The sequence below is a fragment of the Paraburkholderia caledonica NBRC 102488 genome (assembly GCF_000685095.1).
Taxonomy (GTDB): Bacteria; Pseudomonadota; Gammaproteobacteria; order Burkholderiales; family Burkholderiaceae; genus Paraburkholderia; species Paraburkholderia caledonica.
This window is the reverse complement of sequence record NZ_BAYE01000014.1, coordinates 12,605-27,126: the sequence shown is the minus strand read 5'-3', so window position 1 is coordinate 27,126 and position 14,522 is coordinate 12,605. Positions and strand designations below refer to the sequence as shown.

At 60.7% G+C, this 14,522-nt stretch carries 15 protein-coding genes; 11 read left to right on the top strand and 4 right to left on the bottom strand.

Going from position 1 to position 14,522, the window contains the following annotated elements; all coding sequences use genetic code 11:
* Positions 1 to 12: 12 nt before the first annotated feature.
* Positions 13 to 1,044, bottom strand: coding sequence for an alpha/beta fold hydrolase (locus BCA01S_RS24555; protein WP_027779197.1), 1,032 nt, complete (start codon positions 1,042 to 1,044; stop codon positions 13 to 15).
* Between the two features lie 151 nt (positions 1,045 to 1,195).
* Positions 1,196 to 1,525: a DUF4148 domain-containing protein gene (locus tag BCA01S_RS24550; protein ID WP_027779196.1), complete on the bottom strand. Its 330-nt coding sequence runs from the start codon at positions 1,523 to 1,525 to the stop codon at positions 1,196 to 1,198.
* Positions 1,526 to 1,845: 320 nt separating this feature from the next.
* On the opposite strand from BCA01S_RS24550, the gene BCA01S_RS24545 reads away from it, so the two are divergent.
* The 10 genes from BCA01S_RS24545 to BCA01S_RS24500 all read left to right on the top strand — a co-directional run bounded on the left by BCA01S_RS24545 (position 1,846) and on the right by BCA01S_RS24500 (position 11,185).
* Complete coding sequence (locus tag BCA01S_RS24545) at positions 1,846 to 3,045, top strand: cytochrome P450 (RefSeq protein ID WP_027779195.1); 1,200 nt, start codon at positions 1,846 to 1,848, stop codon at positions 3,043 to 3,045.
* Between the two features lie 385 nt (positions 3,046 to 3,430).
* On the top strand, positions 3,431 to 3,589 hold the full coding sequence (locus BCA01S_RS36760; protein ID WP_174447082.1) for a hypothetical protein: 159 nt from the start codon (positions 3,431 to 3,433) through the stop codon (positions 3,587 to 3,589).
* 83 nt (positions 3,590 to 3,672) lie between these two features.
* Positions 3,673 to 4,944 carry an epoxide hydrolase family protein gene (locus BCA01S_RS24535; protein WP_027779194.1) on the top strand — a complete coding sequence of 424 codons (1,272 nt, stop codon included), beginning with the start codon at positions 3,673 to 3,675 and terminating at the stop codon, positions 4,942 to 4,944.
* Between the two features lie 93 nt (positions 4,945 to 5,037).
* On the top strand, positions 5,038 to 5,616 hold the full coding sequence (locus BCA01S_RS24530) for an MFS transporter (protein WP_027779193.1): 579 nt from the start codon (positions 5,038 to 5,040) through the stop codon (positions 5,614 to 5,616).
* A 194-nt stretch (positions 5,617 to 5,810) separates the two neighbouring features.
* Complete coding sequence (locus BCA01S_RS35215) at positions 5,811 to 6,605, top strand: GNAT family N-acetyltransferase (RefSeq protein ID WP_042319305.1); 795 nt, start codon at positions 5,811 to 5,813, stop codon at positions 6,603 to 6,605.
* 120 nt (positions 6,606 to 6,725) lie between these two features.
* Entirely contained in the window at positions 6,726 to 7,571 is an 846-nt protein-coding gene (locus tag BCA01S_RS24520) for a CPBP family intramembrane glutamic endopeptidase (RefSeq protein WP_027779192.1), read from the top strand.
* Between the two features lie 295 nt (positions 7,572 to 7,866).
* Positions 7,867 to 8,415: an RNA polymerase sigma factor gene (locus BCA01S_RS24515; RefSeq protein ID WP_027779191.1), complete on the top strand. Its 549-nt coding sequence runs from the start codon at positions 7,867 to 7,869 to the stop codon at positions 8,413 to 8,415.
* Positions 8,412 to 9,374, top strand: a complete 963-nt coding sequence (locus BCA01S_RS24510) for an anti-sigma factor (protein ID WP_027779190.1) — start codon at positions 8,412 to 8,414, stop codon at positions 9,372 to 9,374. The genes BCA01S_RS24515 and BCA01S_RS24510 overlap by 4 nt, the downstream gene beginning before the upstream one ends.
* A gap of 756 nt (positions 9,375 to 10,130) precedes the next feature.
* Positions 10,131 to 10,643, top strand: coding sequence for an RNA polymerase sigma factor (locus tag BCA01S_RS24505; protein ID WP_027779189.1), 513 nt, complete (start codon positions 10,131 to 10,133; stop codon positions 10,641 to 10,643).
* Positions 10,644 to 10,735: 92 nt separating this feature from the next.
* The gene (locus BCA01S_RS24500; RefSeq protein WP_244145943.1) at positions 10,736 to 11,185 is read left to right on the top strand and encodes a universal stress protein; all 450 of its coding nucleotides are present in this window, start codon (positions 10,736 to 10,738) and stop codon (positions 11,183 to 11,185) included.
* A 103-nt stretch (positions 11,186 to 11,288) separates the two neighbouring features.
* On the opposite strand, the gene BCA01S_RS24495 is transcribed toward BCA01S_RS24500, so the two are convergent.
* Positions 11,289 to 12,689 (bottom strand): amidase family protein, encoded by a 1,401-nt coding sequence (locus BCA01S_RS24495; RefSeq protein ID WP_027779187.1) that lies wholly within the window; start codon positions 12,687 to 12,689, stop codon positions 11,289 to 11,291.
* Between the two features lie 187 nt (positions 12,690 to 12,876).
* Complete coding sequence (locus BCA01S_RS24490) at positions 12,877 to 13,965, bottom strand: ATP-binding protein (RefSeq protein WP_027779186.1); 1,089 nt, start codon at positions 13,963 to 13,965, stop codon at positions 12,877 to 12,879.
* A 409-nt stretch (positions 13,966 to 14,374) separates the two neighbouring features.
* On the opposite strand from BCA01S_RS24490, the gene BCA01S_RS38610 reads away from it, so the two are divergent.
* Positions 14,375 to 14,521 carry a hypothetical protein gene (locus BCA01S_RS38610; RefSeq protein WP_169740543.1) on the top strand — a complete coding sequence of 49 codons (147 nt, stop codon included), beginning with the start codon at positions 14,375 to 14,377 and terminating at the stop codon, positions 14,519 to 14,521.
* Position 14,522: the final 1 nt, after the last annotated feature.

Genomic DNA, 14,522 nt, shown 5'->3' with positions numbered 1-14,522 from the left:
CCGTTCGTCCGCTCAGAAACGGGCGACGTCGATGACGGCGTCGGCGAAAGCTTTCGGCGCTTCCTGCGGCAGGTTATGCCCCACGCCGCCGCCGATGTTGCGATGCGCGTACTTGCCTGTGAACTTCTTCGCGTAGGCCGACGGCTCCGGATGCGGCGCGCCGTTGGCGTCGCCTTCCATCGTGATGGTCGGCACGGAGATGGTCGGACCCATCGCGAGGCGCTTCTCCAGGTCGTCGTATTTCGGTTCGCCGGACGCGAGGCCGAGACGCCAGCGGTAGTTGTGAATCACGATCGCGACGTGATCGGGATTGACGAACGATGCCGCCGTGCGTTCGTACGTCGCGTCGTCGAAATTCCATTTCGGCGAGGCCGTATGCCAGATCAGCTTGTTGAACTCGTGACGGTTTGCGTCGTAGCCGGCTACGCCGCGCTCGGTCGCGAAGTAGAACTGATACCACCAGGCAAGTTCCGCTTTCGGCGGCAGCGGCGCTTTATTGGCTTCCTGACTGCCAATCAGATAACCGCTCACCGACACCATCGCCTTGCAGCGCTCCGGCCACAGTGCCGCGATGATGTTCACGGTGCGCGCGCCCCAGTCGAAGCCGCCGAAAATGGCCTTGTCGATCTTCAGCGCGTCCATCAGGTTGATGATGTCGACCGCGATAACCGCCTGCTGGCCGTTGCGCGGCGTATCCGCCGAGAGAATGCGCGTCGAGCCGTAGCCGCGCAGGTACGGCACGATCACGCGGTAGCCGGCCGCGGCCAGTAACGGCGCGACTTCCACGTAGCTATAGATGTCGTACGGCCAACCGTGCACCAGAATGACGACGGGGCCGTTTTGCGGGCCTGTTTCCGCGTATCCGATGTTCAGCGTGCCGGCGTTGATCTGCCGTAAGTTCTCGAACGACGTGGCGCCCGTTCCGGATTTCGTGCCGCTCGTCTGCGCGTGCGCGAGTCCGCTCAAACCGAGTTCCATCAGGCTGATGCCTGCGACCGTCGTGCCGAGCAGACGGCGCCGCCGCGTATTGACCTGTTCAGACATGGCTATTTCCTTTTCTTGTACGAAAGCTTGGTAGGACCTGCATACACTCGCGGAAAGAACTTCTAACGGGTCCGCACGCGATCAACGGCGTACGAACAGGTCAATCGTCGAAATGAATACAGGCAGTTGGATAAATGAACGGTGTGTTTCGTTACGGCTTGGCGTAGATCGGGCCGAGGCCGATGACATCCGACTCGGACGAATGCGGCGATCCGGAAGCCGAGCTGCCGTAAGTAGACGATCCATACGATGACGCGAGCACATTCTTCTGTGCGTCGACACGCGCCTCTGCGGCCTGGATGTTCTTCGGATACTGCGTTTGATCGCTCGCGGGGTTATAGCCGGCGTTCTGCAATTCGACCAGTTGCGCACGGACTTCCGCGCGGGTCAGCGGCTGGTTCGACTGCGCGAACGATACAGATGGCAGCGCAACGGCGGCGGCAACGGAAGCGACGACAATCAGCGATTGAATGACTTTCATGATATCCACCTCAAGAGAATGTCTTTCGACGCAAACGCCCGTTTGCGTTTTCGGGTTCTGCAAGCGCCAGTCCGGCTGGCATGGAATCATTAGACACTCTCCAGGTATCTGGCGTATGTCGGCGCTCCGCGCCGGTGCAACGTTATGTAACGCCCCGGCATGCAGACACATTGGGATACAAAACGATGACGGCTCACATTGACCTTCCTCCGCTTGGACACAATTCGCTGTGGCGGGTGGAATAAGACAGGCCTGCCGGGTGTTATCGGTTGCAACCGGCGTAGCCGTCCGTCCACCGACTTACTGGAACACCCCGCACGATGAATTTCGCGACTTTCTCGTCTCCCGCCTTCTTTACCGATCCCTATCCGATGTACGAAAAGCTGCGGGAGGCAGGTCCGCTGCTGCCTGTCGGGCCTAATGCGCTGGTCACGGGCCGCTTCGAGATCATCGACGCGCTGTTGCGCGACCGGCGCATGGGCAAGACTTATCTGCAAAGTGTACGCGCACGTTACGGCGACGCGGCCACTGAACAACCGGTATTTCAGGCACTCAGCCGCACCTTTCTGATGATGAACCCGCCGGTGCACACCAAGCTCCGGACGCTGCTGATGAAAGCGTTCAACGCGCGACAAGTCGAAAAGCAGAGAGAGATAGTCGAAGCAACCAGTCGCGAACTTCTGGATCGCATTGGCTCCGCGGCCCAATTCGACCTGGTGAGCGAGTATGCGTTGCCATTGCCGGTCGAGATCATCTGCCGGCTGCTCGATATCCCCTCTTCTGATGGCACTCAACTCGGTGTGGCCGCGAGCCGCCTCGTCGCCGCATTCGATCTCGCGCCGCTCGATGAGGCCGCGCTCGCCGATGCGAATGAAGCCGCGCTCACGCTAGAACGCTATTTCCGCACGGTCATCGAGCAGCGCCGCGCACGGCCCGGCGACGACATCGTTTCGTCGCTGGTTCATGTCGAGGACGAAGGCGCGACCTTAAGCGACGACGAAATCGTCTCGAACATCATACTGTTGTTCATTGCTGGCCATGAAACCACGTCGAACATGATCGGCAACGCAATGGTCGCTCTGTTTCGGCATCCGGCGCGACTAGAAGTGCTCAGGCGCGAGCCGGCAGCGATCGCAAAGGCGGTTGCCGAGTGCATGCGCTTCGACAGTTCAGTACAAATGGTGGTACGCACCGCGTTGGAGGAAGTGGTGATTCACGACGTGACGCTCAAGCCCGGCACGATCGTCTTCATGCTGACCGGCGCAGCGAATCGGGACCCCGCGGTGTTCCCGCATCCCGACCAACTCGATTTCGACCGTGGTTCAAAAGTCCCTTCGCTCGCATTCGGCGGCGGCATTCACTATTGCCTCGGCGCAAGGCTCGCATTGCTCGAAATGGAAGTGGCGCTGCGAGATCTTCTCGCGCGCTTTCCGCAGATGCAGCCCGAAGATCTCGACCAGCTGAACTGGCACCGCCGCAATAATCTGCGCGGCGTGCAATCGTTGCGGATACATACCTGAGCGATTGCATACGACGCGGCGCGTCGGCTTCTTCTAATTGCGTTTGTCGCGCTATTTATTCGCGCCGTTGACGTTGCAGTTGATAGAACGCGGTATAGCCAACCGCTACTTTCCTGCAACGTCTTTCCCCGCTGATATTCGCGATTCAATCAAAGCGCTATTGCAAATGAACAGACAGTTTTGTTTCTCAATGTGTATGAGATTCGAACTGATACACGGCATTGCAATAGCCAGCTTCCGTGACACACACCAGATACCTCGTCTGGCTTTAATGCACTCCAACGACGGAATCTGAACAACGCGACGCGGCGGACCTCACTGTTCACGGCCGACTTTCAGATGCCCGTACGGATGGCTTCCACTCGATCTGTTTCAGGAGCACGACATGAAAGTTTCGATCATGGGTTTCGCCCTTGCTGCTTTAGCCGCTTCCGCACTGAGTGCTTCCGCTTTTGCGGCGACTTCCGCCGGCGCTAACGCCAACGCCAGCACCACCATCAGCACCTTTGACGCTCAGCAAGCTCTATCAAAGCAGCTAGGTTAGTCGCATCGACAGGTTCGGCTGTGAAGCGCTCTCTTCGTGAACATTCCGGCTCGCCGGCTTCTTATAGCGTCAGGAAATCAAACATGTCTTCAACACCGTTTTCTCCCGCTCGACGTCACGTTCTCGCCGCCTCTGTCGCAGTCGGCGCCATGGGGCTGATTCCCGGCTCGGTGTTCGCCGCCGCCGGCGGCAGCAAGATTCGTCCGTTCAAGGTCAACGTGCCCGAAGCCGATATTGCCGATCTACGCCGACGCATCGCGGCCACGCGCTGGCCAGGCAAGGAAACCGTCGCTGATGAATCGCAAGGCGTGCGGCTCGTCAGAATGCAGGCGCTAGCGCAGTATTGGGGCACTGATTACGACTGGCGTAAAGGCGAAGCGAAACTGAATGCGCTGCCCATGTTCATGACCGAAATAGACGGACTCGACATCCAGTTCATCCACGTACGTTCGCGCCACAAGAATGCTTTGCCGCTCATCATGACGCACGGCTGGCCGGGTTCGATTTTCGAACTCATCAAGGTCATCGGGCCGCTCACCGACCCCACCGCTTACGGCGGAAGCGCCGACGACGCGTTTCACATCGTCGTGCCGTCACTGCCGGGCTTCGGCTTCTCCGGACAACCGAAGACAACCGGCTGGGGCTCGGACCACATCGCTCGCGCGTGGGGCGAGTTGATGGCGCGTCTCGGCTATACGCGTTTCGTTTCGCAAGGCGGCGATTGCGGATCGGTCATCTCGCACCGCATGGCGATGCAAAAAGTGAAAGGATTGATCGGCATTCACGTCAACATGCCCGCAACCGTGCCGCCGGATATCGCTACTTTGCTCCTGCTTGGAGAACCGGCGCCGGCCGATCTGTCGCCGAAAGAGAAAGCGGCCTATAACTCGCTGAATGTTTTCTATCGTGACAATTGCGGTTATGCGTCGATGATGGTGACCCGCCCGCAAACCGTAGGTTATGCACTCGCGGATTCGCCCGTGGGCCAGGCCGCCTGGATGTACGACAAGATTTCGCAATGGACATATAGCGGCGGCGTGCCGGAACGCTCGCTCACGCGCGACGAAATTCTCGACGACATCTCGCTCTACTGGCTGACGGACAGCGCGACTTCCGCCGCGCAGATCTATTGGGAAGACCATTCCAACAACTTCAATGCCGTGGATATCTCGTTGCCCGCCGCGGTGACGGTCTTTCCCGGGGAGATCTATCAGGCGCCGCGTAGCTGGACCGAGCGCGCCTATCACAACCTGATCTATTTCAACGAAGTCGACAAAGGCGGCCACTTCGCTGCGTGGGAGCAGCCGCAACTGTTCGCAACCGAAGTTCGCGCCGCGTTCCGCACGCTGCGTTAAGAAGAGCCGTAAGTCACGGCGAGCGCCTCGCGCTGTCGCCGTGACGTTGCGCATGCCAACGTCGGCCGCGAGTGCCACAACGCCGGGAATTTCATGCCTGAATCCACGAATACAAAGAAAGCGGCAGCGGCCATTGCCCTTCTGATACTCTCGGTCGCGCTGCGTCCGCCAATCGTTTCGATCGGCCCGGTACTCGATTCGATACAGAGGAGTTTCAGCCTGAGCTACACGCAGGCTTCGTTGCTCACTGCGATTCCCGACATCTGCATGGGTGTGTTCGCGCTGGTCGCGCCGGGCGTCGCGCGCAGATTCGGCACGGACAACGCGGTGGTCGCCGCGCTCGTTCTGCTTTGCGTTGCGATGATCGCCCGCGCGCTCGCAGGCTCGGCGGCCGTGCTGCTCGTTTGCACCGTTTTCGCGGGAATGCTCGACAACACCCACACGCCGGCCGAAACCAATGCATGGAGCGTATTCATGCTCTTCGTCGGCTATCTCGTGGCGGCGCTCGGGCCGTTGAGCTTCGGCTTTCTGCGAGATCGCACGGACAGCTATTTCGCGTCGTATCTGATGCTCTTCCTGGTAGCTGTCGCGATTACGTCGATGGTGCCGCTATTGAGACCCTTGTCGCAATCGGGAAGCAACTCAATGCCTGCGATGTCCGGGCCGCGTTGATCGACACCTGCCCGCGCGCTTTCAACGACGCATCTGGCGATAACGACCCGTCTTGCCAAAAACACCGAGCTACTGGAATAAAGCCGGACGCCCAGGTGTTCTCGACTGTTACAACGCTCGAAATACGCGTCAGCAGGCATCTCTGCGCCATTGCTTTGCCGTGCATAGCGTCTTCATCCACCAGCCCCATAGTCATGAAAAGATCAGAAATCCTCGAATCCAACGACCAGTACGTGTCGATGTGGAAAGTACTGGCCGGCGACCGCAAGGGCGCCGATCTGCGTGATAAAGCGGGGCTCTCCGTGTGCTGGGCGGACAGCCCGTTCCCATTCTGGAACGCGCTATTCATCAACGAGAACATTTCGGATCGCGATCTGCTGCGAGTTCGCCTGAGAATGTCGCGTACTTATATGCTGGCGAAACAGCACAGCGGCCTCGTATACGTTTGCGAAGATCTGCTGAGCGGTGCGGCGCGTGAGGAACTCGACGCAATCGCTGCGAGCGAGAATCTGACTTTCGCGCTCGATATCACCGGTATGGCCGGCGATATCCTGCCGCTCGAAGCGGGCTTGCCGCATCCGGTGCTGGACTTTGCGCGCGTCGACAGCGAAACGGCATTGCAGGCCTATGCCGACATCAACAGCGAAGGATACGGTTTTCCGCTCGAAGCAGGACGCGCGGGCCTTGCGGGATCGACGTTCTGGAAGAAAACTGCTTTCGCTTACATCGGTTATCTGAACGGTCAACCGGTCTCGACCGCGGCGGCAATCGTCAACGAGGGCGCCATCTATCTCGCGCTCGTGGCGACGCGGCCCGACGCGCAACGCAACGGGTTCGGCGAGGCCACCGTCCGCTATGCGCTCAATGCCGCGTACCATGCAACGGCGATCAGGCGGACCATCCTGCACGCTACCGACGCGGGCCTGCCCGTTTACATGAGAGTCGGCTACCATCGCACAACGGTCTTCAAGACTTATCGGCCGGCCTGAAGCGTGAGCTGACTCGGTGCTAATTCGGCTGCATGTCCGCGCTGGTAATTGCGCTGTGAATGCGCTGCGAATGCGCGGTGCAAAGCAAACAATAGCCTTTAAATATTTCCGGAAGTTCTAATGGCCGCATTGCCATGGATTGCCATCTTCATCGCCGCCGCTACGGCGATTTTCCGAGCGCCCCGCCGACTGACATTAGTCCTTCTCGCTATCGGCTACGGGCTCGCGTTCGCACTTGGACAATTGCATGTACTCGCGATAGTTCCAATTGCCTTACTGCTGTGCACCGGCATTCTGTTGCAGTGGAACCCTTCGCCGCTCGGCAAACTGCTGTGCAATGTCGTTTTCGCGATCCTCGCGCTCGGCCTCTTTCAGCACTGGCTACCGGGCTTTCAGAATCTGAAGGTGATCGATGCCGCGCGTTTCACGCCCGACGCCGCGCCTTATACGATGTATCTGAACTTCGATAAGCCGTTAATCGGCTTTTGGCTGCTGCTCACCTATCCGTGGGTTCAGCCGAAGAAATCATTCCCGGTCGTGGCCGTTTCCGCGCTCGGCGCTTGTGCGCTCACGTCGGCGGTCTGCCTTTTTATTGCGTTTGAAGCCGGCTCGATTGCATGGGCGCCGAAGTGGCCGCATCTCGCGTGGCTCTGGATGCTCAACAATTTCCTGCTGGTTGCGTTCGCCGAAGAAGCGTTTTTCCGCGGCTATATTCAAGCAGGAATAGCGCGGCTGATGAACGCGCGGCCGCAAGCCTGGTGGTTCGGACTTATCGTCGCGGCCGTTCTCTTCGGTCTCGCGCACTATCAGTCTGGCACGGCTCTGGTTGTGCTGGCGGGACTATCGGGGCTCGGCTACGGCCTGGCGTATCGCGCCGGCGGACTGCAGGCCGCGATGCTGACGCACTTCGGACTCAATCTGGTGCAATTCGGCTTGTTTACCTATCCATTCATCGCCCGGTCATAACAAGCCCCAATGCGCCGGGTAAGTGCGATACGGCAATTTGCGTTATGTTTCAGCCCTGATGGAATAATAATTCGATCGGGTTGTTTACGTGTTGATGGATTGCCTGCCCAATTTCGCCTGAACCCATGGATACTCGCCAGATACCGCAACCGGTCCTCAAGCGTCGACGTTCGCGTCAGACGCGGACCCTGCCGCACGAATCAACCCCACAGCGGTGCTCCTGTCATATCAGAGAGCACTTATTCGCCGAGCCGGTGCACGCCGGCAGTGCCGTATCGGACGAGGACTCGTGCCAATGACCGCCGCCGACCTGTCCGCCATGCTTCCGCCGCTGCTGCCGCGTTTGTGGGCATTCGCGCTGCGTATTTCGGGAGATCAGCACGATGCCGAAGATCTCGTGCAGCGTGCCTGCGTGCGCGCGCTGGAACGCGCGCACCAGTTGCAACCGGGCACCGCGCCGCTCAGCTGGATGTTTTCGATCGTGCAATCCACGTGGATCAACGAACTGCGCGCGCGCAGCGTGCGCGGGCGCTCGGGCATGGATTGGGACGACGACTTCCTGGAAACCGTCGCCGACCCGGCCGCGCGCACGCCGGAACAGAACGTCATGGATGGCCAGATCGTCAAGGCGGTGCAGCGGTTGCCCGAATCACAGCGCGTCGTTATGCTGCTGGTAGGCGTGGAGGGCCTTTCCTACAAGGAAGCGGCCGAGGCGCTGGGCGTGCCGATCGGCACGATAATGAGCCGGCTTTCGCGGGCTCGCCAGGCCATCGGCGCCCTCTTTAGTGACCTAAAAGAAGAACGCGTACACAGCGCGGCGATTAGTAAGGACCAAGGGGCATGAAAATGGACGACATCCTGCTCATGGCGTATGTGGATGGCGAACTAACGCCGCACGAGCGCGAGGAAGTCGAGAAGGCAATTCGCACCTCGGCCGATGTCGCCGAACGCGTTGCGTTACTCGAAGCGTCGGTGCTGCCGTATCGGCGCGCGTTCCAGCAACAGGCATTGCCGCCGGTTCCGGAAAGCCTCACTCGTAAGATCGCCGAGCTTGCGCACGCGTACGCGACACCCGCGGCCGCGTCGCCAGTGGGCGGCAACCATCGCGCGGCCGCCCCCGAGTCGCAGCCCGACCCTCTCGCAGGCCCTTCCCTGCCGGTACGCTCGCGCTTACGCACTGCCGCACCGTGGCTCGCGGTCGCGTTCGTCGCCGGCGCGTTCTGCTGCGGCGTGGTGCTGCGCTTCGCGCCTGGCGCTGCGCAAGGCGGCTTCGCGCAATCGACCGCTCAGGTGGCAGGGCAGAACGGCATGCACGATGGCACACAGGCCGGCGCGTCGCCCTGGGTCATGGCGGCAGTCAGTTATCAGCGCCTGTACACGCGTGATACCGTCGCGTTGGATTCGTCCAATATGGCCGCAGCCGCGCACGTTGTCGATAACATCCGTCACGACGACGGACTGCCTATTCGCGTGCCCGACCTTCGTTCGGCCGGACTGACATTCAAACGCATACAGCGGCTGCGTTATAACAACAAGCCGCTGGTGCAGATCGTTTATCTACCCGAAAAAGGCTTGCCTGTTGCACTGTGCGTGATGAAGGACGAAAAGGCTGATTCGGCACTTGCGCAACAACAGGTGGACAGCATGGACGTCGTCACGTGGCGGCGCGCCAAACTGAGCTATGCGCTGATCGCCACGCCCGGCGATACCGATCTCGGTGCGCTCGGAAAACGGATTTCCGAAAGCAATGTCGAGGAACTCATCGGCCAGTTGTCCAAAGCCGAACGCCCGTTCGCGAGTTGAGCAAACGTCTTTCAACAACTGCCCACGCGTCGCAACACGGGCAGCTTTGAGTACTTGCGTCAGCACTGCGTACACGAACATCGGCAATCCGAAGGCGACTCGCTGCAGCGCCGCCTGAAGATTGCGTTATAGCTATCACGCCGGCATACGCGCGGCATCCGCCCTTCCTTCTCGCGATCTCCAGGTGAGCGGCACTGGGATGATTGCCGCTGTAACGCGTCGCCTGGTCAGTCAGCACCACCCATGCCGAACGCGTTTCATGAGTACGCCCGCGATGACGCGCGCCTGTACGCGCGGAAGCACCTCCTTCACATCTTGCAGCGACGCTTCCTTGTTGCAGCGCTATTCATTCTTCTTAGCGTGGCGTGTTTAACGGGCAGCAGTCCCGAGACATACGTTCCAGTTTCGCCCTCCATTCTTTTGCAATGTATCCATTTGCGCGACAGCTACACAACATTGCAAAACTCCACTTCGCCGACATACGCCAGATACCTTGAGGCGTTCCAATCGTCGTACGGCTTCGTTATTCGAGTTGCTAATGCGCGTCGCAGAGAAGGGATAGTCGTCGCCTCGACAACATGTCCGATGCATCGCGAGAGGTGTAAGGACTTCTTCAGAAGAACTCTCTGTAACGCGCGGTCCGCCTGCGTCAGTTGATGAATGCGTTCGACCGGTTGAGAGCACTTCGACCGGCCACGCGACATACACGGCATACAAGGCAGAGGGGTGGCATTTCTTTTCAGCGTTACATGGGCAATGAAGCAAACCGATCTCTCACTTCTGCTCCCCGACATGCTCCCACGGCTCTGGTCGTTCGCATTCCGGCTTTCACGGAATCGCTACGACGCGGAAGAGCTGGTGCAAAGAGCATGCGTAAGGGGTTTGGAGCGAGCGCATCAAATGCGCCCCGGTACTTCGGCATTGAACTGGATGTTTTCGATTGTCCATTCAACATGGCTCAACGATCTGAAGCAGCGCGATCAGCGCAGCCAGTTGCAGGCCGAATGGAGCGACACGCTGTCGGAGACAGTCGCCGATCCGGGCTCCGCGTCGGAAGCGGGTGCGCTGGCTCATCAGATCATCGCGGCAGTCGAGCGTCTGCCTGAAACGCAGCGTGTCGTCCTGTTGCTGGTGAGCGTAGAAGGCTTCGGCTATCAGGAGGCGGCCGACGCGTTGCAGATACCTGTGGGCACCGTGATGAGCCGACTGTCGCGTGCGCGCCGAACCATCGGCGCGCTGTTCGACGACGACTGCAAAACCGCGCGATAGCGCCGCACCATCGTCAAGCGGGAATAAACGCGCGGGGCGGCGTGTTTTTGTGTCAGCACCGCCCCTCATGCCCTAACTTGCGATAGACATACATGTCATCTCTTTTCAGAATGCTGCTCGTGTACGACGGCACAGCCGAGTCCCAAGCCGCGTTGTCGCGTTGTTCGCAACTCTCACTGGCGTTGTCGGCCGCAGTCGATGTGGTGTCAGTCGTCGACCCGGCCGGCGCAAACGCGCACTCTGCGGGCATGCTGAGCGATCTCGCCTACAGCCGCCTCGAAGAATTCGCGCGCCATACGTTGCAAACGGCCATTGGCAAACTCGCGGACAGCGGCGTCACCGCGCACGGCTACCTTACTTTCGGACGCACGGCGGACGCCGTCTCGCGACACGCGGTCAACTTCAATTCGGATATCGTGGTGGTCGGCCACCGAACGCAGAAAGGGTTCTTGCGCTGGCTGGGCGAGCGGCCGGTTCATCTGGATCTGGCCGAACGCCTGCGCGGATCGACTATTGTCACCGTCACGCTGCCATCGGTATAGCGTGGGGTAGTCTGCACTGTGAAGTTGCGTTACGCGCTGCACGTAACGCGCACGACAGGTGGCTCGCGCCCCCATGTGCTTCACAGTGCGGGCCTTCACATACTCAGTAATCCGGATCGACAGGCGACGCCGGTGCACCACGCGCTTCGATCGCTTCGCCGGCGAGCAGGCACAGGTCTTCACGAAAGTGCGCCGCGACGATCTGAACGCCGACCGGCACGCCGTCGACAAGTTGCGTCGTTACCGCCAGACCCGGCAAACCCATCGCAGGCAAAGCGCGCATCGTCAATTGTGCTTCCCACACGCGGTCGAAGCCCGCTGCGCCCTGCATGTCGAGGTCGTCGGGGAACGGGAGCTCCGACGAAACCGGCATCAGCACAACCGCGTACTGGTCGAGAAACAGCCGCCATTGACGCAGCAACGTCGTGCGCCTCACGAGCGAACGGCTGATCACATCGGCAGGCAGGTCTTTCACTTTGAGACGCGCGGCAGCGACCACGGCGTGCGCACCAGGATCGCCGTCGCTCGCCACCATGTCGGCGAGCGACGCGAAGCCGTCGCCGAGCCACAGCCTCTCCTGCAATTGCGCGGCTTCGCGAATCGCCGGCACGTCGTCGATTTCCTCGACGGTCCAACCGGCGTCGACCAAACGGCGCGCGGCGTCGAGCAAGGCGTCCTCTACTTCCTTCGCGATCTGCAAGCCGCCCGGCCGCAGACAGATGGCCGCGTGCAGCGGCACCGCGCGTCCTTCGAGCGGCATCGGCATATACCAGGGATCGCGCAGGTCAGCCGCGGCGAGCGCGGCGAGACCGAGGCGCAGGTCCTGCACAGTGCGCGCGATGGGCCCGGTCGCGGACATGAGTTGCGCACCGATTGCGCGTTCAGGCGACGAAGCGTTGAAGGCCGGCACGCGACCGAAGGTCGGCCGCAACCCGTGTACGCCGCATGCGTAGGCGGGATAGCGCAACGAGCCGCCGATGTCGGTGCCGAGCGCAAGCTGGCCGATGCCCGCCGTGACCGCTGCCGCGCCACCGCCGGTCGAGCCGCCCGGCGTCAGTTTCGCGTTGCGCGGATTAAGCGTGCGGCCGTGCACCTGATTCGAGGTGAACCAGCGCAGCGCGAAGGTCGGCGAATTGCTCCGGCCAAGCAGCACCGCACCAGCCTTCGCGAGATTGTCGACGGCGGGACTATTGGTGTGCGCCACGAGGTTCTCCTGCAACCGCGTACCGTTGGTGGTCGCGAAACCGGCGTGGTCAGTATTGATCTTCGTCGTGACCGGCACGCCGGCGAGCGGCCCCGGATCTTCGCCGCGCGCTATCGCGCGGTCCACGTTATCCGCTTGCTCGAGTACCAGCTCAGGCCGATGCGCAACCACTGCATTGACTTTCGGATTCACCGCATCGAGCCGCTCCAGCGCGGATAGCGCCGCTTCGCGCGCAGATACGTTGCGGGTCTTGACCAGCCCGGCAAGCTCGGCCGCGGACAAACGCCATAGTTCACTCATGTTGCCTCCAATAAGAATTCTTATTTGAACGGCTCAACGTATCCGCCGTATTTCCAACTGATGCCGCTTTGCAAGCCACTTTTTCCAGAAGCGCCGCAAATACACTGCGCTACGAAAGTCCGCACGTGCTATGCACGTGAACGGTGATGCAGCAACGGCAAGAATGAATCGCACGGCGTCGCCTGGTTCACCCGACGATCAACGGCAACGTGAGCCGCGCTTCGAGGCCTCCCGTCAGGCGGTTTTCCAGACAAAGCTCGCCGTGCATCGCATGGGTGAGTCGCCGCGCGATTGCGAGACCGAGGCCCGAACCGGGCGCGCGTGCGGCAGTGCGCGGCGCGCGATACCACGGCGCGAATACTGCTTCCATCTGCGACGGTTCGATGCCCGGTCCGTCATCCAGCACGGCGAACACGACGGCTTGCGCCTCGACTCGCAAGCGCAAACGCACGTCGCTGCCGTAACGCAATGCGTTGTCGATCAGATTGACGAGGACGCGACGAAGCGCATGCGGGCATGTCTCGATCGAATAACCCACCTCGCTTTCGAGTTCGATGCAATGTCCGGCATCGCGATAGTCGTCGATCAGGCCGGTTAGCAGTGCGTCGACGGACACATGAGTTGGCGGCTCTTCCACGTTGCACTGCATTCTCGCGCAAGCCATGCTCGCCTCGACTAGCTGCTTCATTTCGGCGAGGTCGCGCGTCAGCGAACGCCGCAACGCGAGATCGTCGAGCGTCTCGCAGCGAACGCCCATGCGTTCAAGCGGTACTTGCAGGTCGTGTGCGTAAGCGGCCTGACTATCGAGCAATCCCGCGAGGCGGGCCGCATTACGGTCGCGTGTGAAATCGATTGCGCGCGTCAACCGCAACACCGCAGACGGACCGCGCTCGGGGAGCGGCGCATGCCCGTCGCTTGCACTGTGCAACTCGATCGCCTTTGTCAGATGCTCGATACTCACACGCAGATACCGCACGTACATCCACAATGCGGCGGCGAGCAGCGACAGCGAGACGGCCACGTCTGTGGCAATCGCCACTGGACCGGTTGTAGCGAAACAGCGAGTCACGAACAGCATGATCGCGCGGTCGCCCAGGTCGAAGAGCGGCACGAGCAACGCGCACGCAGCGATTGCCAATGCGTTGCGGGCTCGACCAGTTTCAAACAGGCGACGAATTCCAACGGCCGGCTGCAACGCAGAATCTTCGGCATCTGCTCGAACCGGTGCAGGCGATCGGCGAGTGGAATCGGACGGCATCAACGCAATCATCGTCATGGAGATTCTCCTATCGCCGCCGCGATGGACGCACATCGATACTCGCGTTCAAATCGCACGAGCGTTTCGACATTCTTCGCAGCAGGCATCTGGTCGCCGTGTGAAGGCGGCTTGTTCATTCGGGCATGCCGGATGAAAGGAAGTCGCTCGCCGTCATCGCCCGTGATAGAAGCATATCTTTCGAAGCGCGGAGTGCCATCATATGTAGGTATGAGCCAAGGCCGCCCAAGATGGTCAGTCGAGCTTAGGAACCGCGCCCGAAGACCTTCTGCCGGTGGACGGTCCATGTGTGTGCGGGCATACCTTCGTTTGTCTTGACCGTCGTTGTGACCGGCGGCATGATTGCCTGCCGCCCAATCCGCGCCGCGCGCCAGGCGACGCGCGGTCCGCGTGCAAGGAAAGGTATCCGATGAACCACGATCGAAGCAGCAAACACACATCGGCGCCGCGCCTTCCCGCATCGCTCGGTGCGCCGCGCGATCACCTCTATCCGCGTTTCAGCGAAACCGACATCGGCAAGATGCTGCGCTTCGGCACGCTCGTGCCGAGGCGCTGAA

What these genes read in the sequence shown, in the direction of transcription:
- BCA01S_RS24555 (WP_027779197.1), bottom strand. Translation starts at nt 1,044, where the DNA reads ATGTCTGAACAGGTCAATACGCGGCGGCGCCGTCTGCTCGGCACGACG.
- BCA01S_RS24550 (WP_027779196.1), bottom strand. Translation starts at nt 1,525, where the DNA reads ATGAAAGTCATTCAATCGCTGATTGTCGTCGCTTCCGTTGCCGCCGCC.
- BCA01S_RS24545 (WP_027779195.1), top strand. Translation starts at nt 1,846, where the DNA reads ATGAATTTCGCGACTTTCTCGTCTCCCGCCTTCTTTACCGATCCCTAT.
- BCA01S_RS36760 (WP_174447082.1), top strand. Translation starts at nt 3,431, where the DNA reads ATGAAAGTTTCGATCATGGGTTTCGCCCTTGCTGCTTTAGCCGCTTCC.
- BCA01S_RS24535 (WP_027779194.1), top strand. Translation starts at nt 3,673, where the DNA reads ATGTCTTCAACACCGTTTTCTCCCGCTCGACGTCACGTTCTCGCCGCC.
- BCA01S_RS24530 (WP_027779193.1), top strand. Translation starts at nt 5,038, where the DNA reads ATGCCTGAATCCACGAATACAAAGAAAGCGGCAGCGGCCATTGCCCTT.
- BCA01S_RS35215 (WP_042319305.1), top strand. Translation starts at nt 5,811, where the DNA reads ATGAAAAGATCAGAAATCCTCGAATCCAACGACCAGTACGTGTCGATG.
- BCA01S_RS24520 (WP_027779192.1), top strand. Translation starts at nt 6,726, where the DNA reads ATGGCCGCATTGCCATGGATTGCCATCTTCATCGCCGCCGCTACGGCG.
- BCA01S_RS24515 (WP_027779191.1), top strand. Translation starts at nt 7,867, where the DNA reads ATGACCGCCGCCGACCTGTCCGCCATGCTTCCGCCGCTGCTGCCGCGT.
- BCA01S_RS24510 (WP_027779190.1), top strand. Translation starts at nt 8,412, where the DNA reads ATGAAAATGGACGACATCCTGCTCATGGCGTATGTGGATGGCGAACTA.
- BCA01S_RS24505 (WP_027779189.1), top strand. Translation starts at nt 10,131, where the DNA reads ATGAAGCAAACCGATCTCTCACTTCTGCTCCCCGACATGCTCCCACGG.
- BCA01S_RS24500 (WP_244145943.1), top strand. Translation starts at nt 10,736, where the DNA reads ATGTCATCTCTTTTCAGAATGCTGCTCGTGTACGACGGCACAGCCGAG.
- BCA01S_RS24495 (WP_027779187.1), bottom strand. Translation starts at nt 12,689, where the DNA reads ATGAGTGAACTATGGCGTTTGTCCGCGGCCGAGCTTGCCGGGCTGGTC.
- BCA01S_RS24490 (WP_027779186.1), bottom strand. Translation starts at nt 13,965, where the DNA reads ATGACGATGATTGCGTTGATGCCGTCCGATTCCACTCGCCGATCGCCT.
- BCA01S_RS38610 (WP_169740543.1), top strand. Translation starts at nt 14,375, where the DNA reads ATGAACCACGATCGAAGCAGCAAACACACATCGGCGCCGCGCCTTCCC.